Origin of the sequence: Phytobacter sp. MRY16-398 (assembly GCF_003925915.1) — a bacterium.
Taxonomy (GTDB): Bacteria; Pseudomonadota; Gammaproteobacteria; order Enterobacterales; family Enterobacteriaceae; genus Phytobacter; species Phytobacter diazotrophicus.
Window position 1 is genome coordinate 89,402 of the sequence record NZ_AP018756.1, and the last position, 21,216, is coordinate 110,617.

The window sequence follows — 21,216 nt, forward strand, 5'->3', positions numbered from 1 at the left end:
TTTTGCATGCGTTTACGCACTTTTTTTGCCCCTTCCCGCACCAGTCCCGGCGCGGCCTGAGCCGGTTCATGCACCTGCATTAAAACCGCCCCGTTAAGCGGGCAGGCGAGGCGGGGAAAGCACTGCGCGCTATCTTCTAAGATATTTATTCCTCTATTACTTTTTCAAGGTAACGCCTTACCGATTCCATTTTTGGTCTTTCGCTTGGGGTAAACCGTGTACATTCAGAAATAACTGAATCCAGATAATGGATGTTTTTCATTTGACAATAGGTCGATATTAAAGCCTCAGGGCGATCTATTCGTAATTCGCCTGCAATCGGAAATTTGTATCCGCTCAAAAGCACCCATAGTGTTTTAGCAAAGCTATATATATCTGCACCTTCCCCCGAGTTTTGCTCTGTGGTCATTAGCATTTCTGGTGCATGAAAATGCAAAGAGCCTAGCTTCTCTCCTTCCTTTGTGATTTTTTGTTTGTTTGGGAAAGTAGCAATGCCAAAATCACATAGATGCCATTTGTTTTTGTAAATAATAATATTGTCAGGCTTTATATCCCTATGAAATATTTTTTGTTTGTGAAGGGATTCAATTGTTGTGCATATTTCTAGCATTCCTTTTAATATATTTAATGGGGTAACGGAATGCTTTTCAATATAATTTTCTAAGGAGGTTGCTTTGGGCATTGCATACCATGGCGGAACGTCCTTTTCGGCTGGCTGATAACTATCTATAATATTTATTACATTTATTGTGTTGTCATTTAAACTCTCAATTTTTTTTAGAGTCCCTATTTCGTCATTGAAACGATGGATTGATGTTGCATTAGGTTTTTTTAGTATTTTCAAAGCATGGGTTTTGCCTGTAGAATCTCTTGCTTCCCATACGACAGCATTACCACCACCACCAATTTTTCTTAAAAGGAAGTATCCTGATATAGTCATTCCTTGATATATTTTCCCCGGCTTTTTATCATCCGGTAGTTCATTATAGAAATCTTCAAGCATATTGAAATACTTTGATGACATTTGTATGTGTTTACATAATTTATTTTTTGAACCGAATGACTCAATGGCGTATTTAATTTCTGCTAAAGCCCGAGTTCTGCCAATTAAAATACCCCAATTCTCAATTTGGACATTACGAGCAGCACCTGTCACCATACTCCCTGGCTGATAGTATTTGTTTGTTTGTTCAAATGCTTCTACTAAACTCCACTGAGGTTGTATTCTAAAGTATTTATCCATAATAAAACCTTATTGGTAATGTTCAAATTATCATCAAGTTAGATTATTTTCGTTTATGATTTAGTTTTCTGGATTTCTTTTGGGCTTTCTTTTTTTTCTTGGTTTTAGTCGCGGCTCGTGATTTATTCGCTAAATCTAAATCCTTACTTTCAATGACTGGGTACTGATATTCGATACCGGAAAATTGCTGAACATTTTCGGGTAATAATACCCCAAAAACTTTCCTGTCTATCTCCGCTTGTTCAAAATCAGCCGCTTCCCAACTGGTCGTATCAAGGTATATCATATCCTCCCCGCCCCCACCGCCTCGTGGTTCAGTGGCTATCCCAATGATGGTTTTAACATTGGGGTATAATAATTTTGCTGATGTGCAGTAAATGTAAAGAAATTCCTTTCTGTAATGTCGGTACTCTTCATAGGATTGCGCTTGAGGTGGGATTGGTAATATCAGCCAAATATACCCGTGGTTAGGATTGGTTGGCGAAAACATTATACGAACGGCTTTCTTATTGGGGGGAGTGCTCTCAACTTTTTCTAAAATCGACTTTGATAATGCTCGACGGGCTATTCTCCTCTCTGATGCCATCACTTGAAGTCCTAAGGTAGCATCTGACAATGGACGTTTATTCTCATATAATAAAGTTCCACCTAAAGCATGTCCGGCGAAATGTTCAATGAAGCCATCCCAGAAGTAAGAGATTTTGTCATGCTCTTTACCTATATGGTATTGAGGTAATTTTCTTAAAGATTCATACTGTCCTTCTAAAATAACTGCTTTAGTACCAGCCTCAATATAGAAACCTGGTGGGCGTTTTTTTTCTGCACTCATTAAATAAAAAGCCAGCAAATCTTCCTCACCAGCAGCAGAAATTAGTTTTCCTGAATTTATGAGTTCTTCTTTTTTTTCTAAGTAATCAACAAAGTCTGATATTGTATCTAATTCATGTAACACAACATCTAGTGCAACATCATCAAAAACATGAATATAGGGCTTGCCTGGAATTGGAATTCCAATCATAAATGGGTTTTTTAAGTGCTCATTCCCTGTTATAAGTGGATTTATTATTAAACTGCCAGATCCTCTTACTATCGAAGCAAATCTCTTCGTTGCATTTTTAGCTACGGCTATTCTATGTATTTTTATAGCATTAGATGCGGGAAAGTTAAGTGGGAATTTATTTTTGCACTTAGGGTCAAGATATATTCTGTTTGATCGTTCCAGAATCCAGCTCTCTGCACCATACAATTGATTTGCCGATTTTAATACAGCTCGCTTGACCCATCTACCCCATTCAACTTCGATATTTCCAGTATCTTTAAAACCGATATCTTTATCAGAGAATATAATGACGTGATGGTTGAATACTACCAGTAAATCACATAGTTCTTTTCCATCACCCTTATCATTTTTTTTACCTTCATCGGTATAGACGTTAGGATAACTCCATAAACTTAAAAAAGTCTTGCTGCACAGTTCCGCTAAGTATTTTTCGGAATCATTAAAACCATCTTGCTTCAATATTACTGTCATTTTAGATGCCCATTAATTATGCTATTTGAATACCATTGCATCATTTCTCTACGTTTTTCAAGATATTGAGCATGATTATAGGTGCCGCGAATACTGTTCTTATCAACATGTGCTAATTGCATCTCAATCCACAAACTATCAAACCCTTGCTCATGCAAAATTGTTGACATGGTATGACGAAATCCATGACCTGTTGCACGTCCTTTGTAGCCAAGCAACTCAATTACCTGCGACACAGTCTCTTTAGATATTGGTTTGCTGCGGTTGTTTCTACCAATAAAAATGTAAGGGTAGTGCCCTGTAATAGGTTTCAGTTGTCTGAACAGCTCAATAACCTGAGTAGATAGCGGTACTAGATGAGGCCTGCGCATCTTCATCCGCTCCGCTGGTATCTCCCATATTCCTTTATTTAAGTCTACTTCGTCCCATGTAGCAAAGCGCATCTCTTGGGTTCGTACACCAGTAAGCATTACAATCTTCGTCGCATTTTTCGTGATGATACTACCGGTATACGCTTCCAAATCCCGAATAAAATGAGGTAACTCTTCAGCTGATAAAAATGGATGGTGTTTTTGTTTAGGAACGGCCAGAGCTATGGCTAAATCAGGCGCTGGATTGTATTCGGCTCGGCCCGTTATGATCGCATAACGATAAACCTCACCGCATCTTTGGCGCACTTTTCTGGTCTTCTCCAGCGCTCCGCGCTTCTCTATTCGTCGTAGCACTTCAAGCAGTTCTAGAGGTTTGATCTCACTTATAGGGCGCTGCCCAATGAACGGAAAAACATCTTGCTCAAATGTTTTAATGATTTCTTCGCGGTAGTCCACCGTCCATCGATCTGCTTTATTTGAGTGCCACTCGCGACATATAGATTCGAATGAATTTTCTGTTGAGAGTCGCAGTGCCAGCCTCTGGGCTTTACGTTCTTCTACGGGGTCTATGCCGTTTACTACCTGCTTACGGGCTGAATCGCGTTTCTCACGGGCTTCTGCAAGGCTAACTAAATCGTAGCTACCAAATGACATTAGCCGCGCTTTACCAGCAAAGCGAAAACGGAAGCGCCATCCTTTTGAGCCATCTGGATTGATGAGTAATGACAAGCCTTGTCCATCGTTCAATGTATAGGGCTTGTCTTGGGGCTTTGCTCGTTTGATTTGTATGTCTGTCAGTGCCATGTGTATAAGTCAAAAATGTGTATAAAAAATCTATACACATCACTATACATATTTTTCATGGATTCAGGGAGAACGTATCGGACTGTTACGGATGGATTATTTTATAACTCTATTGAAAATAAACGTTTTTTAGACTTTCTCGGATGGGTGCGGAGCAACTTTGGCGGAAGATCACAGGAGTCGAACCTGCCCGGGACCGCTGGCGGCCCCATCTGGATTTGAAGTCCAGCCGCCTCACCGGAGACGACGATCTTCCGCGCCTCGATTGCTACATGGAGGCGGGGCGCATTATAGCCACTTTCAACCATTTACCACATCCCCCATCACACTTTTTTCTCGGTCTGCTGTCCGCTTTTCCATACGTTTGAGTTAAATGCTAACTTATTCATGTGGTTACTAAATTTTCTTCTTACGGCACAATCGCCGTCATAGTAAACAACAAGCCCAATTCGGTAGCTAAATACGCTATTCCGCTGCAAATGTTGATGGTTGGCGATAGCGGTTGTCGCCTCAAAGAACCCTTGAGTGTAAAGGGGGAACTCTTCTGTGACGAAAGAGTAGTGACGGTATTGGCCTGATTGCCGTGTTGCTGCCTGCCCCGGATGCGGTGCACAGGCGTCTTATCCGGGCGATGGTTCGGACGTGATGTGCGCGATGCTTTGTACCCCGCCACGTCTTTCCAGACATCCCGAAAAAAATCACCTTATTTAAAATTTTTATTCCTCCATATTTGCGAGCGCTATCACGTTAATTAGCGCGAAAAGTGTGATCTGCGCTGTAAATATCTCTGAGATCCCGCTTGTTGTCTTATTTTTTGTCCGGAAGGCAGGACACGATTTAGTATTGTCGTTATTTCAATGCCCTTTTATATTTATCATCACGGATTGCAAGCGGAGCTTATCTGTTTTAGAGCTTCATCATTATTTTTAATCTGTGTAAGGGTAAAGAATGCAAATGATTACCTCGCGACAAAACAGATTATTGAAATTCCTTCTTCCGCGAAGGGAATTTATTACATTGTTGAAAATCGCTGAATACTTAAATGTATCGGAAAAAACTATTCAGCGGGATTTACGCATCCTTGAACCGTGGCTGGCAGAATGGAATATCGGCATTAATAAGCGTGCCGGTGCAGGGGTCATGCTCAGCGCAGACAATGTCACTGACCTGTTGCACCTCGATCAGTTGCTTGGCACTGAAGGTGATGACGCAGACGGCATGATGAACAATTCCCGGCGCGTGAAAATAGCGTCGCAATTATTAAGCGAAACGCCACATGAAACGTCCATCAGCAAATTATCGGAGCGCTATTTTATCAGTAGCGCCTCAATTGTGAATGATCTGAAAGTGATTGAGTCCTGGATTGCCCCGCTGGGATTGACGTTAATTCGCAGCCAGAGCGGAACGCATATCGAAGGCAGCGAAAGTAGCGTGCGTCAGGCAATGGCTTCGCTGATCAATGGTGTTATTAACCATAACGAACCGGGAAGCGTAATCTATTCCCGCCTCGATCCGGGCAGTTATAACGCGCTGGTCCATTACTTTGGTGAAGAAGATGTTTTATTCGTTCAGTCATTATTGCAGGAGATGGAAAACGATCTTTGCTGGTCTTTGGGTGAACCCTATTACGTCAATATTTTCACCCATATTTTGATCATGATGTACCGCATTACCCGCGGCAATGCGCTGCCAAAAAAAGACGACAACGCCAGTACCTTTGATGAAAACATCTTTGCCGTTGCCAGTCGTATGATCCAGCGGATTGAACAGCGCATCGCCCATCCGCTGCCGGAAGACGAAGTCTGGTTTATTTATCAGTACATTATCTCGTCCGGTGTGGTGATTGAAGAGCATAACGACGTCAGCATGATTGGCCATATGCACTCCAGCGACGAAGCCCGGCTGATTACTCACCGGCTTATCGCGACCTTCGCCGATATGGTCGACAGCGACTTTAGCCAGGATGTCGCGCTCTATGACGGGCTGTTGATTCATATTAAGCCATTGATTAACCGCCTGAATTACCAGATTCGCATTCGTAACCCGCTGCTTGATGATATCAAAGGCGAATTGCAGGACGTCTGGCGCTTGACCCAGTGCGCGGTGAATCGGGTATTCAGCGGCTGGGGGGAACAGGCGGTGTCGGAGGATGAAATCGGTTATCTGACCGTCCATTTTCAGGCTGCGATGGAGCGACAGATCGCCCGCAAGCGCGTATTGCTGGTCTGCTCGACGGGTATCGGAACCTCACATCTGTTGAAAAGCCGCATTCTGCGCGCCTTCCCGGACTGGACCATCGTTGGCGTGGTCTCTGCGGGAAGCCTGCCGTCCGTTCTGACGGACGATATTGAACTGGTTGTCTCGACGATCAATCTGCCGGCCATTGCTCTGCCGGTGGTATACGTCACCGCCTTTTTTAATGATGCCGATATTAAGCGTGTGACGGAAACGGTTATTACGGAAAAATTGCATCGTGCGACGTCTCTGGTCGTCGAACATTAATATCTGAATCCATGAGGTATGTTTAATGGACATAACAAAAATCCTGAATACGAATCGCGTTATTTTAGATATGAAAGCTACAAATAAAACGGAGGCGATTGAGGAATTAACCGACCTGTTGCAAAAAGATGGCGCTATTAGTTGCCGGGAAACGTTTATTCAGGATGTCTGGCAACGTGAATCAGAAGGGTCGACCGGCTTCGAAAACCATATCGCGATACCTCATGGTAAATCTTCAGCGGTGGTCAATACCACCCTGGCGATTGGACGCACACGCCAGGATATTCCCTGGGAAACCCTGGATGGCAGTAATGTGCGCTGCATTATTTTATTTGCTGTACGGCTTGAAGATCAAAACACGACGCATATTCGCCTGCTTTCTCAGGTGGCGGGTGCACTGGCGGATGAAGAGATCATCGAGCAATTACTGGTCGAACGTAGTCCACAAAAGATTATTGACTTGTTTAGTCAATATGCCGAATCCGATGTTTGCTAAATAAAAAGTGGAGCATCTTATGAATATTGTTTGTGTCGCTGCCTGTACGGCAGGTATTGCACATACGTATATTGCCCGCGAGAAGTTAATTAAAGGCGCAAAAGCGCTTGGGCATAATATTAAAGTTGAAACTCAGGGCACTATCGGTACTGAAAATGAGTTATTGGTGGAAGATATTTCCGCAGCCGACGTCGTTATTCTTGCGGTCGATGTCAAAATAAAAGGAGAAGAACGTTTCATTAATAAGCGTATCGTGCGAGTTAAAACCGAAATTGTCATTAAATCACCCGTTCAGTTTCTTGAAAAGGTCGAGAAATCATTAGCTAATGCGTGATCCTTATCTGGAGGTCACATGAGTGAAAATAAAGTTCCTGTTTCGCAGGAAATAAAAAGACATCTTTTGACGGGCATCTCGTGGATGATTCCGTTAATTGTGGCGGCGGGCATCTGTATTGCCCTCGGCCAGGTACTCGGCGGCACAAACGTTGGAGAAAAAACGGGCACCATCCCCTGGATGCTCAATCAGATTGGCGGCTGGGGAATGGGGTTGATTGTCCCCCTGATCAGCGCTGCCATTGCCTACTCCATTGCTGACCGTCCCGGATTCGCGCCGGGCCTGATTGTCGGCTTTGTCTGTGGGCAAATTCATACCGGGTTTATCGGCGGGATGCTGGGTGGGTTCCTGGTGGGCTACACCGTCCTGTTGCTTAAACACTACATCCGTCTGCCGAAATCCATGCAGGGGCTGATGCCCATCATGGTACTGCCCGTCCTGAGCACCATTATCGGCGGCCTGTTGATGATGACCCTGATTGGCAAACCCATCGCCTGGCTGCAGGAAGCGCTGATCCACATGCTGGAGTCGATGCAGGGCGGTTCTCGCTTCCTGATGGGGGCGATCCTTGGCGCGATGGCAACGTTTGACTTCGGCGGCCCGGTGAACAAAACCATGTCGCTGTTTGCCGATGGTCTGCTAGTCAGCGGTGTATACGGGCCGGAAGCGGTGAAATTTGTCGGCTCCATTATTCCGCCGTTCGGCATCACCCTCTCTTTCCTGCTGACGCGCCACAAATACACCCGCGCCGAACGTGAAGCGCTGAAAGCCGCCTTCCCGATGGGGATCTGCATGATTACCGAAGGGGTTATCCCGATTGCGGCGCGTGACCTGCTGCGCGTGGTCGGCTCCTGTGTGGTGGCCTCGGCGATTGCGGGTGGCCTGATCATGGTGTGGGGCGTGGAAAGCCCGGTTCCACACGGTGGCATGTTTGTGGTGCCGCTGTTTACCCATCCGCTGCTGTTCTGCCTGGCGTTGGGGATAGGCACGGTTATCTGCGGCGTGATGCTCTCGCTGTGGAAGAAACCGGTGACCGAACGTGACGAAGAGTTTGACGAGCTTAGCGATAAGAAACTGAAAGACGAAGAGATCACCTTCACCCTGGAATAAACGGAGACCGTATGTTTGCCGACATGAAAAGTATGGTGACCAAAGCCTGGCGTGAACATTATGCGCTTCTGGCCATCAACTGTATGAACCTCGAAAGCGCCCGCGCGGCGGTGCGGGTTGCCGAGAAACATCGCGCGCCGATTATCCTGAACCTGTATCAGGGACATCTGGCGCATTTCCCACCACCGGTTGCCGTGGCGGTGGTGAAAGCGCTGGCCGACGAGGCCACGGTGCCGGTCACGCTGGCCCTTGACCATGGGAAAGATCCGGTGCGCATTCGCCAGGCGTTTCGCGCCGGGTTTAGCGGACTGATGATTGACGCCTCTGCCTTCCCGCTGGAAGAGAACATCCGCCAGACCCGCGCAGTTGTTGAGCTGGCCGCCAGTGCCGGGCTGTGTGTGGAAGGGGAGTTGGGCCATCTGGCCGATGCGCCGCGCTATGACCACGCCACCAATGCGGATCTCATGACGCAGGCCGCCGACGTTGAACCGTTTATTGCGCAGACCGGGATTGATCTGCTGGCGGTTTCCGTCGGCACCGCGCACGGCATGTACGCCCCCGGCATCACGCCAGCTATCGATTTTCAGCGCCTGGAAGAGGTTGCCCGCAAATCGACGGTCCCGCTGGCATTGCACGGCGGCAGCGGCACTCCGTTTGACCAGATGCAGCGTTGCCCGTCCTTTGGCGTCGCCAAGATCAATGTCGGCGCGGCGGTGTTCGAAGCTGGAAAGGCCGCGCTGCTGCATACCCTGTGTCATGACAGTTCCCGCGAACTGGTGGATGTGCTGATCGCCATGGAGCAGGCCAGCGAAGAAGCCATTATCCCGTATCTACAGGCCAGCGGCGCTATCGGCAAAGCCTGATTCTTTTTTCTGTTACGCCTTCTATGCCTCTGCAACGACGCACCGGCAGGGCTTGCTACACCCCGAAACTGGAGAATTAACATGTTAATTTCGATGAAAGAGTTACTGAAACCCACCCGCCAGCACGGTTTCGCCATTGGTGCGTTCAACGTGGCGGATAGCTGCTTCATCCGCGCGGTGGTGGAAGAAGCGGAAGCCACCAACACGCCTGCGATTATCTCCATCCACCCCAGCGAACACGATTTTGTCGGGGATAGCTTTTTCGGCTATGTCCGCGATATCACCATGCGCAGCCCGGTGCCGTTCACCCTGCATCTGGATCACGGCGCATCGGTCGAGCATGTGTTACGGGCGATCCAGTGTGGATTCACCTCAGTGATGATTGACGGCTCGCTACTACCCTATGAGGAGAACGTGGCGCTGACCAAAGAAGTGGTGCGCCTGGCGCATGCGGTGGGCGTTTCGGTGGAAGGGGAGCTGGGCACCATCGGGCAAACGGGCACGTCCGTGGAAGGCGGTGTGTCGGAAGTCACCTATACCGACCCGGCACAGGCAGAGGATTTTATTGCCCGCACCGGGGCAGACACTCTGGCGGTGGCGATCGGTACGGCGCATGGTATCTACCCGAAAGGCATGCAGCCGAAGTTGCAAATGAACATTCTGCGCGACATTGCCGGGCGTCTGGATATTCCTCTGGTGCTGCATGGCGGTTCGGCGAACCCGGATGCGGAAATCGCCGAGTCCGTGACCCTGGGGGTGGGCAAAATCAACATCTCCAGCGACATGAAATACGCTTACTTCCAGAAAGTGCGTGAGATCCTCGCCCGCGAAACCTGGTGGGATCCGAACGTGATCTACCCGGACGCGATCAACGCCGCTCGGGAGGTGATCCGCTACAAAATGAAGCTGTTTGGATCAACCGGGAAAGCGTCACTCTACTAAAGCCATGGAGGCGGGTTCGCCCGCCTCTTTCGCAATAAGGAAAGGGATATGTACTACCTGGGGCTGGACATCGGCGGCACCAAAATCGCGGCAGTGGTGATGGATGCGCAAGGGCAGGAAAAGGCGCGCTACCGCTGCCCGACGCAAAAAGCGAGCTATCCGCAGTTTGTGGAGTCGGTGGTCGCCTTTATTGACCAGATTCGCCATGACATGCAGCAGCCGATGATGACGGGGATTGCCCTGCCGGGGAGCGTCTCGCCGCTGAGCGGGCTGATTAAAAATTCCAATATTCAGGTCATTAATGGCCGCGCGTTGCAGGCGGATCTCCAGCAGTTACTGGGGCAGACAGTGGTGATGGCGAACGACGGCAACTGTTTCGCCTTGTCGGAAGCCTGTGACGGTGCGGGGCAGCGGCATGAAGTGGTGTTTGGTATCACGCTCGGTACCGGCTGCGGCGGCGGGATAGCCATTCACCGCCAGCCATTTGTTGGCGCGTGGGGAAATGCCGCCGAGTGTGGTCACATTACCCTGCCGGGATACCGCGAGCAGCACGATGGCCCGCCGGTGCGTTGTTATTGTGGTAAGGATAACTGCGTGGAGTCGTTTGTCTCCGGGACGGGGTTGAGCGAGCGCTACAGGTTGTTCAGTGGGCAACATCTTACAGGTGATGCGATTGTGGCGCTGGCGCAGCAGGGTGAAACCAACGCCGTGCGGCAGGTGACGCGGTTTCGCCAACAGCTTGCCCGCACCCTGGCAACGGTGGTGAATCTTCTCGACCCTGGCGTGATTGTGATTGGCGGTGGGTTGTCGAATGCAGAGCCGCTTATCGCGAATCTTGAAGCTGACGTCGCCCCTTTCGTTTTTACCGATCATTTCTCTACCCCTATCGTGAAAGCCCATCACGGCGACAGCAGCGGCATGCGCGGCGCTGCCTGGCTTGCCATTCGAACCGGGAGAATAGAATGAAACGTTCACAGATTAACTATGCCATTGATAAAGCGCACGCCATCGCCGAGACGTTCCGGGTGTGCCTGCCGGAGTTTGCCTTTTTCACCGTCGATGCCTGGCGAAAACAGCGGCTGGATGAATGGAGTGAGGTGCTGGATCTGCAACTGGGCTGGGATATCACCGATTTTGGCCGCGGCGATTTTAGCAAAACCGGCCTGACGCTGTTGACGTTGCGTAACGGTGCGCTGAATTCAGCCGCCTACCCGAAGCCGTATGCCGAAAAGATGCTGCAAATCCAGCAGGAGCAGCAGACGCCGTGGCATTTTCATCGCCATAAAATGGAAGACATTCTGAACCGGGGCGGTGGCGATTTGTGTATGCAGTTCGGCTGGGCGACGGATGAGGCGCTGTTTGACGAGCGGCGTTCGGTGGAGGTGCGTGTGGACGGGCGGCGGCGTACGTTTAAGCCCGGTGAGACGCTGGTGTTAAAACCGGGGCAGGGGGTGTGTCTGCCGCCGCGTCTGTATCACCGTTTCTGGGCCGAGAAAGCGTTTGTGCTCGGTTGGGAGATTTCGATGGTGAATGACGATAAGCGCGATAACCATTTCCTCGAGCCCGGCGGGCGTTTCCCAACCATCGACGAGGATGTACCCGTGAAGTGGTTGTTATGCCATGAGTATGGGCGTTTGAATGTGACGTGATTTTCCCGGATGCGGCGTGCCTTTCTCCCTCTCCCTTTGAGGGAGAGGGCAGGGGTGAGGGGCATTGGCGGCACGGTTGCCAGGTTCCCGGATGGCGGCGTAAACAACGCGTCCCTCCTCAACGGTAGCCCCGGTAAGCGAAGCGCCACCGGGGAAAAGGGTTATGGCGTGGGCTGTGTCTCAGCCGGCGCTGGCACAGGTGCCGACGCGGGCGCGGCCGCTTCACCACCTGACACCACGCCGCCGCGCATCGTCTGTTTCACCTGTTGTTGCTGGGCATTCACGGCGGAAAGTTCACCATCAACCGTTGGTTTTAACGGCGCATCGGCCTGAATACGGCCCGTGGCGCTCAACTGCAGATTACCGTCGCCACCGATCGGCAACGCGGGCCATCCCCACTGCTGCAATACATTCATCGGCACGCCACGCCCGTTCAGGCTCACCCGCACGGTGCGGTCCGGCGTTTGACCGACCACGGCAGTGGCTTCCAGCATCCCTTTCTCGACAAAGGCGCTCAGCTCGGTAATGTTCACCGAACTGCCGTTGGCGCTTAACGCCAGCGACGGCCTGCGCACATCCACCCGGTTAAAGGTCGCAGCGGCGGCATTGATCTTCACATCGCCATTCCACACGCCCCACTTGTGGTCGCGAGCCAGTTGCACGTTGGTGCCGTAGCCATCCAGTGACGTCAACTGCCACGGGAAAGCCGGGTCGATATCAATCACCAGGTTGCGACTGGCGCTGAACCTGGTCAGCGTGACGCTATTCAGCCAGTCGGGCAGGGTGTCCATCCACAACTGCTTCCAGTTGGCAGGCAGCGTATATTCCAGCCCGACGATGGCCGCATCGTTCAGCACCAGCGCTTTTCCGCTGCGCGTCCAGTAGCCGGATGTGCGCACCATTCCGTTTTCCCAGCGGGTGGTGAACTGCTGCATCGCGATGCCCGCCGGGGTAAATTCCGCGTTTATAATCGGGTCGAACAAATGCAGCGAACCGTAGATAAACTCATTGGCATTCATCGACAACTGGCCGTCATCCGTATGCCAGTCGCCTTTGGTTAGCGTCAGGTTACGCAGCGTCAGGTCCAGATCGGCAATTGCCCATTCTGGCCCCTGCAGACGGGCATCGGTCACATCCAGCCGCCCGATTTGCAACGACGGCAGAGTCGTGAGCGGTGCAAAGAAATCTTTCAGCGATTTGTCGCTCTGCAGGCGAATATCAGTCAGCCGCAGGTTATCCACCACCCAGCCGCCATCCGTGTCGCGTCGTGCATTCCCGGTCAGCGAACCCCGCGCCATATCTGCACCGATGGTGGTTAATGTGACCGTGCCTTTATCAATGCTGCCCTGAATCAACACATTGCTGGCGGGCACGCCGTTAAGCGTCATCGAACCCGCGCTCATCTGAATTTGCGCCTGCGTGCCGAGCACATTGCCCTCGACAGGCTGCCAGGGGCTTACGCCGCCGGTGACGCGTTGCGCACTCAGATCCCAGCCGGTCGCCGGGCTGTTAAAAGCCATATTGCTCAGTTGCAGACGGTCAGCCTGGAAGGGGAGCGGCGCGGTGGCCGGGGACAGATTCAGCGTGCCGTCCTGCAGCAAAATGGTGTCGGTGTGGAGAGGATCGGTGAACTGGCGGCTACTCAGGCCGATATCAACGGTTTTGGCGACCAGCGTAGCGGGCTGCCCTTTACGGCCAAAATTGACGTTGCGTAACAGCACATGGGAAGGCGAGGAAAGCTGGTGGTCAATGGCCTCAACGGTGAGGTGATATTGACTCTTTTCGTTTACCCAGTTAGTAACCTGCGTTGCACCCCAGCGGGTCTGCAGCAGGAAATAACCGGCCACCATCGCCAGCAGCAGGACGACAAAGACGAAAATTAGCAGCTTTCCAATAAATTTCATGATCTTCCACCCTCGTAAGCCTGTACAGGAGTTATGCACGATTTATGCGCATTCCTCAAGGCACGAATGGTGAAAGAGCGTTACAGAGGCAACGGAAAACATCCGCTGCCTCTGTTGGGATTACTGCTTATCGGTAGGGAAAACCAGGTTCAGTACGATAGCGGTGATGCCACCGGCAGCGATGCCGGAAGAGAGCAAGTTTTTCAGCCAGTCAGGGGCGAATTGCAAAATCATTGGCTGCTGGGAGACGCCCAGGCCAACGGCCAGCGACAGGGCGATGATCATGATTGCGCGGCGGTTCAGCGGCTCGCGGGAAACGATACGTACGCCAGATGCGGCAATGGTACCGAACATCACCAGCGTTGCACCGCCAAGTACCGGCTCAGGCAGTTGCTGAACGAAGGCGGCAACGGCCGGGAACAGACCCATCACCATCAGCATGACGGCAACGAAGAAACCCACATAACGGCTGGCGACGCCGGTGAGCTGAATCACGCCGTTGTTCTGCCCGAAACAGGAGTTCGGGAAGGTATTGAACACCGCAGAAACAAAGGAGTTCAGACCGTTTGCCAGTACGCCGCCTTTCAGGCGATTCATATAGGCCGGGCCGGAAACCGGCTGCTCAGAAACGTCAGAGGTTGCAGTGATATCACCGATGGTTTCCAGCGAGGTGATCATAAACACCAGCATCAGCGGCAGCAGCAGGTTCCAGTCGATGCTCAGGCCATAATACAGTGGCGTAGGGATCATAAAGGTGCTGCCCGGCGCGTTGTAAGCCGGGAGCATACCCATCATCATGGCGACGAGATAGCCGACCGCCATCGCAATGACCAGGGAGGCGATACGCAGGTACGGGTTACGCTGGCGGTTCAGCAGAATGATGATGGCAAGAACGATACCTGCCAGCAGCAGGTTCTTCGGCGCGCCAAAGGTATGGTTTGCCATCGCGCCGAAGCCACCGCCCACAGACGTCAGGCCGACCTGAATCAGCGACAGGCCGATGATCATCACCACCACGCCGGAGACCAGCGGGGTAATGATGCGGCGGGCAAACGGCAGAATGCGGGAGATGACCATCTCGGTACAGCTTGCCAACATCAGGGAGCCGAACAAGGCGGCCATCATCGTCGGCACATCGGCGCCGCCTGTTTTCAGTGCGGTTCCGCCCATAATTAATGGCGCAACGAAGTTAAAGCTGGTGCCCTGAATAGACAGCAGGCCGGACCCGACCGGGCCCCAGGCTTTAATCTGGATGATGGATGCGACGCCGGAGGCGAACAGCGACATGCTGATGATGTGCTGCGTATCCTGAGCCGGTAAACCCAGCGCCTGGCAAATCAGCAGGCCTGGCGTGATAACACCAACAAACATCGCCAGCAGGTGCTGTAGCGCGGCAAAAATGGTTTGCGCCAGCGGTGGGCGGTCTTCAAGGCGGTAGATCAGCTCACTGGGCTGGGTATGCGCAACCGTTTGCGCATTTTCGGACTCGATGGTGTTGACAGACATCGCAAACAATCCCCTGATGGAAAAGCGGAGATTCTATCGGACTGTTTGGTAAAAGCAAACGGTTGCTAAACAATAAAACGTACTTTTATAAAGAATGTTGAGAGCGGCAAGTTGGGTTCTAAGGCCCCCCGATTTTAGGTGGTTCGCGCTTTTATCGTTCCGCAGAATTTGCGCAATGCTAAAATCATCGGCAATCGCGCATGATAATTAAAAATTAGGGATTGATATGAAAGGAAAAATACTGCTCGCCCTGGCCTTTTTCTCCGCCGGATGTCTCGCTGACGAATACGATCTGCATACCTGTCGTAATGGCAGTTTCCCCACCTGGCCAGGCGTCTTCAACCAGGCGAAAGTGAAAACTGATGCCAATGCCAACGTGCATTTTTACCGCGACGATGACGGCTGCCCGGGACAGGGTGAAGTGTGCGCAACAAAACCGTATCTGGTGGCGGGTGACACGGTACTGGTAGCACAAGAAGTGCCGGGCTGGAGCTGCGTCTGGTACTCAGGGAAAAAGCATGAATTTGTCGGCTGGATGCCCACTAAGTCCTTAGAAAAGCAGCCGATTCACAACGCGACGCTCGCCGAATGGACCGGTAAATGGCATGCCGAATTGGGTGACAATGAAATTCATATTACGTCTGTGGGGAAAGGGCAGATTAACATCGAGGGACAGGCGACCTGGTATGGCGGAAAAGATTCGCAAGGATATGACATTGTCCATACCGGCGATCTCGATGAGACAATAACGCCACAAGGGAATGCGCTGCACTGGGGAAACCCGAAAGAGGAATACACTTGCAGCGGGGCGGCACAACTGGTTAATGGCAACTTAATCGTTCGTGATAGCGGCTATTGCGGCGGCATGAACGTCAGTTTTGATAACGTCTATCACAAACAGTAATCAGGCGTTTGAATAGCGCTCTGTTTCCGGCATCCAGCGCTCGATAAGGGCTTCGGCCTGCCGGGGATAGCGTTCGTGAATATGACGGGCAATGCGCTGCACTTCCGGGATCATCGCCTGGTCGCGCAGCAAATCAGCCACTTTGAACTCGGCATTCCCGGTCTGACGGGTGCCGAGCAGTTCGCCGGGGCCGCGAATCTCCAGATCTTTTTGCGCAATCACAAAGCCGTCGTTACTGTCGCGCAGTACCTGCAGGCGTTTTTGCGCGGTTTTCGACAGCGGTGATTTGTAGAGCAGCACGCAGTGTGAGGCTACCGCGCCGCGTCCGACACGGCCGCGTAGCTGGTGGAGTTGCGCAAGACCCAGACGCTCCGGGTTTTCGATAATCATCAGGCTGGCGTTGGGCACGTCCACGCCCACTTCGATCACGGTGGTCGCCACCAGAAGATGCATCTCGCCCTGTTTGAAGGCCTGCATCACCGCCTGTTTTTCCGCAGGCTTCATGCGTCCGTGGACCAGGCCGATATTTAGCTCCGGCAGGGACAGCTTTAACTCTTCCCACGTGGCTTCCGCTGCCTGGGCTTCCAGCAGATCGGACTCTTCAATCAACGTACAGACCCAGTAGGCCTGGCGACCTTCCCCGGTACAGGCGTTGCGTACGCGATCGATAATATCGCTGCGTCGGGTATCCGGAATGGCAACGGTGGTCACAGGCGTTCGGCCCGGTGGGAGTTCGTCGATAACCGAGGTGTCGAGATCGGCATAGGCGGTCATCGCCAGGGTGCGCGGAATGGGTGTTGCAGTCATGATCAACTGGTGGGGATGGAAGCCCTGTTGCTGGCCTTTCTCCCACAGCGCCAGGCGCTGATGTACGCCAAACCGATGCTGTTCGTCGATGATCACCAGCGCAAGGCCGTTAAACTGCACCTGTTCCTGGAAGATGGCGTGCGTGCCGACGATTATTTGTACCTCGCCGCTGGCAATGGCCTCTTGCTGCGCCTGGCGTGCTTTGCCTTTCTGCTTACCCGCCAGCCAGCCCACTTCCACGCCGAGCGGCGCGAACCAGTTGCGGAAATTGTTGGCGTGTTGTTCAGCCAGCAGCTCGGTCGGCGCCATCAGGGCCACCTGATTGCCGTTGGCAATCGCCCGCAATGCCGCCAGCGCCGCCACCAGCGTTTTCCCGGAACCCACGTCGCCCTGTACAAGGCGCATCATCGGCACATCGAGCGCCATATCGCGTTCAATTTCTGCCACCACGCGCGCCTGTGCGCCGGTAGGTTTGAACGGCAGCGAGGCCAGCAGGGCATTTTTCAGCGTATCCTGAGGATTCAGCGGCTTTGCGTGATAACGCTGCGCCCCGGCACGCAACGCCAGCATGCTGAGATTGTGTGCCAGTAACTCTTCGAGAATTAAACGTCTTTGCGCCGGGTGTTGCCCGGTTTCCAGCTCAGCAAGCTGCAGTGTCGGCGGCGGACGATGCAGAGTGCGCAAGGCTTCCGGCAGTGTCATCAGCCCCTGTGCCAGCTCTGGCGGTAGCAGTTCAGCAATCGCGCAAGTGGCAAGCAGGTCCAGCGCCTGGTCGGTGAGCTTGCGCAACGTCGCCTGTTTTATCCCCTCGGTCGTCGGATAAACAGGCGTTAAGGTTTCCTGTAATTCCGGGGTACTGAGATCGCCCTGAACACGGTATTCCGGGTGGATCATCTCTGCGCCGAACTTCCCGCGTTTTGCTTCACCGTAGGCCAGCACGCGACGCCCGGTCGCGAGGCTGTTTTTCATCGCCGCGTTGAAGTTAAAAAAACGCATAGTCAGAATGCCGGAACCGTCGCTTATCTGGCAGGTCATCATCCGACGCCCGCCAAAGGTAATATTGCAGTTCAGCACTTCGCCTTCCACCGTGGCATAAATGCCCGGCAGCAGGTCGGCAATGGGGTAGAGTTGGGTGCGATCTTCGTAGCGTAGAGGCAGGTGCAGCAGTAAATCCTGCACCGTGTGCAGGCCGATTTTTGCAAGTTTGCTGGCCTGCGCCGCGCCAACGCCGGTAAGGGTATTGAGGGGAACGGCATCCAACAGGCGACCTTGCATAGGCGTTATCTCGCAGCCTGCATGGTGGCCCACCAGGCGTCGTCGGCGTCCACTTCGCCATGCTCGTTGACGCGGGGATAAGGCAGACCTTTGCGTTTTGCCACGCGCGCCAGTACCGGGTAACCACCTTCAAACAGCCGACGCTGCTGTTCTTCATCCGGCAGCATGCTGTTTTCGCGCAGGTACATGCCGGCGTTTTGCCGTTGGCGCTGGGCTTCGTAGAGGATAAGCGCCGAGGCGACGGAGACGTTCAGCGACTGCACCATACCGATCATCGGGATGATAATGTCCTGATCCGCCAAATCTAATGCTTCCTGGCTGATCCCGGTTTTCTCCTGCCCCATCAAAATACAGGTGGGACGGGTGTAGTCGATCTCGCGAAAATCTACGGCTTTGTCTGAGAGGTGTGTCGCCAGGATCTGCATGCCAGCCGCTTTCAGTTGGGAAACGGCGTCACCGATGGTCGGGTGCGTTTTCACTTCCACCCAACTGTTGCTGCCCGCAGCGGATGACAACATGGTATGCATGCGACGACTCGGCCAGACGGCGTGAACTTCATGTACGCCGACGGCGTCTGCGGTGCGGATAATGGCAGAAACGTTATGCGGTTTGTGGACCTGCTCCATGCAGACGGTCAGGTCCGGTTGACGTCTGGCTAGCATCTCGCGGATTCGCGCATAACGTTGTGCATTCATATACACTTCATCCTTCAAATTGCCTCAGCGTTAGCTGCACTCTCTCGCCCCAGTTACGTACTTCTGTTCGCGCCTGGGGGTTCATTCGCTTGCTGCCTCGATGCAATTCGAATGCTTTGGTGTAGGACATACTAGTTTCGGTTACGAGTGACTTTAATCACATCCGGCATGACGCGGATTTTGCGCATGATGTTCGCCAGGTGGACGCGATCGCGAGACGTCAGACGGATAAAGGCGCTGTAAACGCGGCCGTCTTTTTCTTCCGTATTCAGGCTTTGAATATTGGAAGACGCGGTGTTGATTGCCGCGGTCAGATTCGCCAGTGCGCCCTGATGGTTGAACATATCTACCTTGATTTCGGTGATAAATTCCTGCGCGGTGTCCTTGTCCCACTCAACGGCCATAAACTTCTCTGGCTCTTTCTGGTAGCCACGGATGTTACGGCAAGATTCATGGTGGATAACCAGCCCTTTGCCGGGGCTAACATGCGCTACAATCGGGTCGCCGGGAATCGGACGACAGCACTTCGCGAAGGTGATCAGCACACCATCCGCACCTTTGATCGGCAAATGTCCGCCACTGGCACTGACACTCGCGGCGGTACCGGTGCTTTGCGCTGTCGCCGTCGCTTCGCCCTGCTGCAGGTTCTTCGCCACTACCACGCTCATGGCGTTGCCGAGGCCGATTTCCGCCAGCAGATCGTCAAGCGAGGCAAGCTTCATGCGGTCCAGTTCGCGCTGAATATGTTCTTGCGGAATTTCCGCCAGCTTACGGCTTCCACCCAGTGCGTGGTTGAGCAGACGGCGGCCAAGGCTTACCGAATCATCACGCTTGAGGTTTTTCAGCAACTGACGAATTTTGGCACGCGCTTTTGAGCTCACGACAAAGTTAAGCCATGCCGCGTTCGGACGAGCGCCCGGCGCGGTAATGATTTCTACGGTTTGCCCGCTCGAAAGCGACTGCGACAGAGGATACGGCTGCCTGTCGACACGTGCGCCCACACAGGCGTGGCCGATGTCGGTGTGAACCGCATAGGCGAAGTCGACCGGGGTCGCGCCTGCTGGCAGTTCCACGATGCGGCCTTCCGGGGTGAAAACATAAATCTCATCCGGGAAGAGATCAGATTTAACGCTCTCAATAAATTCAAACGAGCTGCCTGCGCTCTGTTGCAGTTCGAGCAGGCTTTGCATCCAGCGCTGGGCGCGGATTTGCGCGGTGGTGCTGGTTTCGCCGTGCTCTTTATAGGCCCAGTGCGCCGCGACCCCCATTTCCGCCATCTGGTCCATGTCTTCGGTGCGAATTTGTACTTCAACCGGGACGCCATGAGGACCGATCATCGAGGTGTGCAGAGACTGATAGCCGTTCGCTTTTGGAATGGCGATATAATCTTTAACACGACCTGGACGCGGTTTGTAGAGGCTGTGCATCTGGCCCAGCACGCGATAGCAGGTGTCGGAATCATGGACGATAACGCGGAAGGCGTAGATATCCATAATCGAGTGAAAACGCTGCTCTTTGAGCACCATCTTGCAGTAGATGGAGTACAGGTGTTTTTCGCGACCGCTGACGCGACACGGAATTCCCGCTTCCTGCAGACGCCCTTCAATTTCAGAAAGAATCTTCTGAATCATCTCTTTACGGTTACCGCGCGCAGCTTTTACCACTTCTTTAATGACGCGATAACGGTTCGGATACAACGCTTCAAAGCCCAGCTCTTCAAGCTCGGTTTTGATGTGATGAATACCTAAACGGTGCGCCAGCGGGCTGTAAATTTCGAGAGTTTCACGGGCGATGCGGCGACGTTTATCCGGGCGAAGAGAGCCCAGCGTGCGCATGTTGTGGGTACGGTCGGCGAGTTTGATGAGAATGACGCGGATATCCTGCACCATCGCCATAATCATCTTGCGAAAGTTTTCGGCCTGCGCCTCTTTCTTATCGCGGAACTTGAGCTTATCAAGCTTTGACACCCCTTCTACCAGTTCGGCAACGCTTTTGCCAAATAGCTGTTCCATGTCCTGGTAGGTTGCGGGGGTATCTTCAATCACGTCATGTAGCAGCGCGGCCATCAGCGTTTCGTAGTCGAGTTTCATCTCGGCCAGGATACAGGCTACGGCAACCGGGTGCGTGATATAGGGTTCACCACTTGAACGTGTCTGGCCCTCGTGAGCGTCACGTGCAACGAGATACGCCTGCCGAAGACGCTTGATCTGGTCTTCCGGCAGGTAGTTTTGAATCAGTTGATTCAGACTTTCAAACAGATACAAGGGCGACCCGCTTATT

At 52.4% G+C, this 21,216-nt stretch carries 17 protein-coding genes and 1 tRNA gene; 9 read left to right on the plus strand and 9 right to left on the minus strand.

From position 1 onward, the window contains the following. Window positions 1–145: 145 nt before the first annotated feature. The 4 genes from MRY16398_RS00450 to MRY16398_RS00465 all read right to left on the minus strand — a co-directional run bounded on the left by MRY16398_RS00450 (window position 146) and on the right by MRY16398_RS00465 (window position 4,205). Window positions 146–1,243 carry a protein kinase domain-containing protein gene (locus MRY16398_RS00450; protein ID WP_125123709.1) on the minus strand — a complete coding sequence of 366 codons (1,098 nt, stop codon included), beginning with the start codon at window positions 1,241–1,243 and terminating at the stop codon, window positions 146–148. Between the two features lie 43 nt (window positions 1,244–1,286). Next, a complete protein-coding gene (locus tag MRY16398_RS00455; protein ID WP_125123710.1) occupies window positions 1,287–2,774 on the minus strand; it encodes a hypothetical protein in 1,488 nt (495 codons plus the stop codon). Further along, window positions 2,771–3,949, minus strand: a complete 1,179-nt coding sequence (locus tag MRY16398_RS00460) for a tyrosine-type recombinase/integrase (RefSeq protein ID WP_125123711.1) — start codon at window positions 3,947–3,949, stop codon at window positions 2,771–2,773. Before MRY16398_RS00460 ends, MRY16398_RS00455 begins: the two co-directional genes overlap by 4 nt. A 161-nt stretch (window positions 3,950–4,110) precedes the next feature. Beyond that, window positions 4,111–4,205, minus strand: a tRNA-Sec gene (locus tag MRY16398_RS00465). 692 nt (window positions 4,206–4,897) lie between these two features. Between MRY16398_RS00465 and MRY16398_RS00470 the strand changes: the two genes are divergently transcribed. From MRY16398_RS00470 to MRY16398_RS00505, 8 genes are all read left to right on the plus strand, one after another. Further along, complete coding sequence (locus tag MRY16398_RS00470) at window positions 4,898–6,451, plus strand: BglG family transcription antiterminator (protein WP_079496885.1); 1,554 nt, start codon at window positions 4,898–4,900, stop codon at window positions 6,449–6,451. Window positions 6,452–6,476: 25 nt separating this feature from the next. Continuing rightward, window positions 6,477–6,947, plus strand: a complete 471-nt coding sequence (locus MRY16398_RS00475; RefSeq protein ID WP_039080095.1) for a PTS sugar transporter subunit IIA — start codon at window positions 6,477–6,479, stop codon at window positions 6,945–6,947. A 19-nt stretch (window positions 6,948–6,966) separates the two neighbouring features. Next, the gene (locus tag MRY16398_RS00480) at window positions 6,967–7,281 is read left to right on the plus strand and encodes a PTS fructose transporter subunit IIB (RefSeq protein ID WP_079496886.1); all 315 of its coding nucleotides are present in this window, start codon (window positions 6,967–6,969) and stop codon (window positions 7,279–7,281) included. A gap of 18 nt (window positions 7,282–7,299) precedes the next feature. Then, on the plus strand, window positions 7,300–8,391 hold the full coding sequence (locus MRY16398_RS00485; RefSeq protein WP_039080097.1) for a PTS fructose transporter subunit IIC: 1,092 nt from the start codon (window positions 7,300–7,302) through the stop codon (window positions 8,389–8,391). 11 nt (window positions 8,392–8,402) lie between these two features. Beyond that, window positions 8,403–9,254 carry a class II fructose-bisphosphate aldolase gene (locus MRY16398_RS00490; protein ID WP_039080098.1) on the plus strand — a complete coding sequence of 284 codons (852 nt, stop codon included), beginning with the start codon at window positions 8,403–8,405 and terminating at the stop codon, window positions 9,252–9,254. A gap of 81 nt (window positions 9,255–9,335) precedes the next feature. Next, complete coding sequence (locus MRY16398_RS00495) at window positions 9,336–10,196, plus strand: ketose-bisphosphate aldolase (protein ID WP_039080099.1); 861 nt, start codon at window positions 9,336–9,338, stop codon at window positions 10,194–10,196. 48 nt (window positions 10,197–10,244) lie between these two features. Further along, complete coding sequence (locus tag MRY16398_RS00500; protein ID WP_125123712.1) at window positions 10,245–11,162, plus strand: ROK family protein; 918 nt, start codon at window positions 10,245–10,247, stop codon at window positions 11,160–11,162. Then, a complete protein-coding gene (locus MRY16398_RS00505; RefSeq protein ID WP_125123713.1) occupies window positions 11,159–11,845 on the plus strand; it encodes a D-lyxose/D-mannose family sugar isomerase in 687 nt (228 codons plus the stop codon). The genes MRY16398_RS00500 and MRY16398_RS00505 overlap by 4 nt, the downstream gene beginning before the upstream one ends. A gap of 161 nt (window positions 11,846–12,006) precedes the next feature. On the opposite strand, the gene MRY16398_RS00510 is transcribed toward MRY16398_RS00505, so the two are convergent. Then, window positions 12,007–13,749 (minus strand): AsmA family protein, encoded by a 1,743-nt coding sequence (locus MRY16398_RS00510; protein ID WP_125123714.1) that lies wholly within the window; start codon window positions 13,747–13,749, stop codon window positions 12,007–12,009. A gap of 120 nt (window positions 13,750–13,869) precedes the next feature. Further along, entirely contained in the window at window positions 13,870–15,255 is a 1,386-nt protein-coding gene (locus MRY16398_RS00515) for a uracil-xanthine permease family protein (RefSeq protein WP_039080103.1), read from the minus strand. Between the two features lie 226 nt (window positions 15,256–15,481). Between MRY16398_RS00515 and MRY16398_RS00520 the strand changes: the two genes are divergently transcribed. Beyond that, window positions 15,482–16,159 (plus strand): hypothetical protein, encoded by a 678-nt coding sequence (locus MRY16398_RS00520; protein WP_107222649.1) that lies wholly within the window; start codon window positions 15,482–15,484, stop codon window positions 16,157–16,159. Here the strand turns inward: MRY16398_RS00520 and recG are convergent, their stop codons facing one another. The 3 genes from recG to spoT form a co-directional block, all read right to left on the minus strand. Beyond that, window positions 16,160–18,241 carry an ATP-dependent DNA helicase RecG gene (recG, locus tag MRY16398_RS00525; RefSeq protein ID WP_125123715.1) on the minus strand — a complete coding sequence of 694 codons (2,082 nt, stop codon included), beginning with the start codon at window positions 18,239–18,241 and terminating at the stop codon, window positions 16,160–16,162. Window positions 18,242–18,246: 5 nt separating this feature from the next. Further along, a complete protein-coding gene (gene trmH, locus MRY16398_RS00530; protein WP_039080105.1) occupies window positions 18,247–18,936 on the minus strand; it encodes a tRNA (guanosine(18)-2'-O)-methyltransferase TrmH in 690 nt (229 codons plus the stop codon). 131 nt (window positions 18,937–19,067) lie between these two features. Further along, window positions 19,068–21,200: a bifunctional GTP diphosphokinase/guanosine-3',5'-bis pyrophosphate 3'-pyrophosphohydrolase gene (gene spoT, locus MRY16398_RS00535; protein WP_039080106.1), complete on the minus strand. Its 2,133-nt coding sequence runs from the start codon at window positions 21,198–21,200 to the stop codon at window positions 19,068–19,070. Window positions 21,201–21,216: the final 16 nt, after the last annotated feature.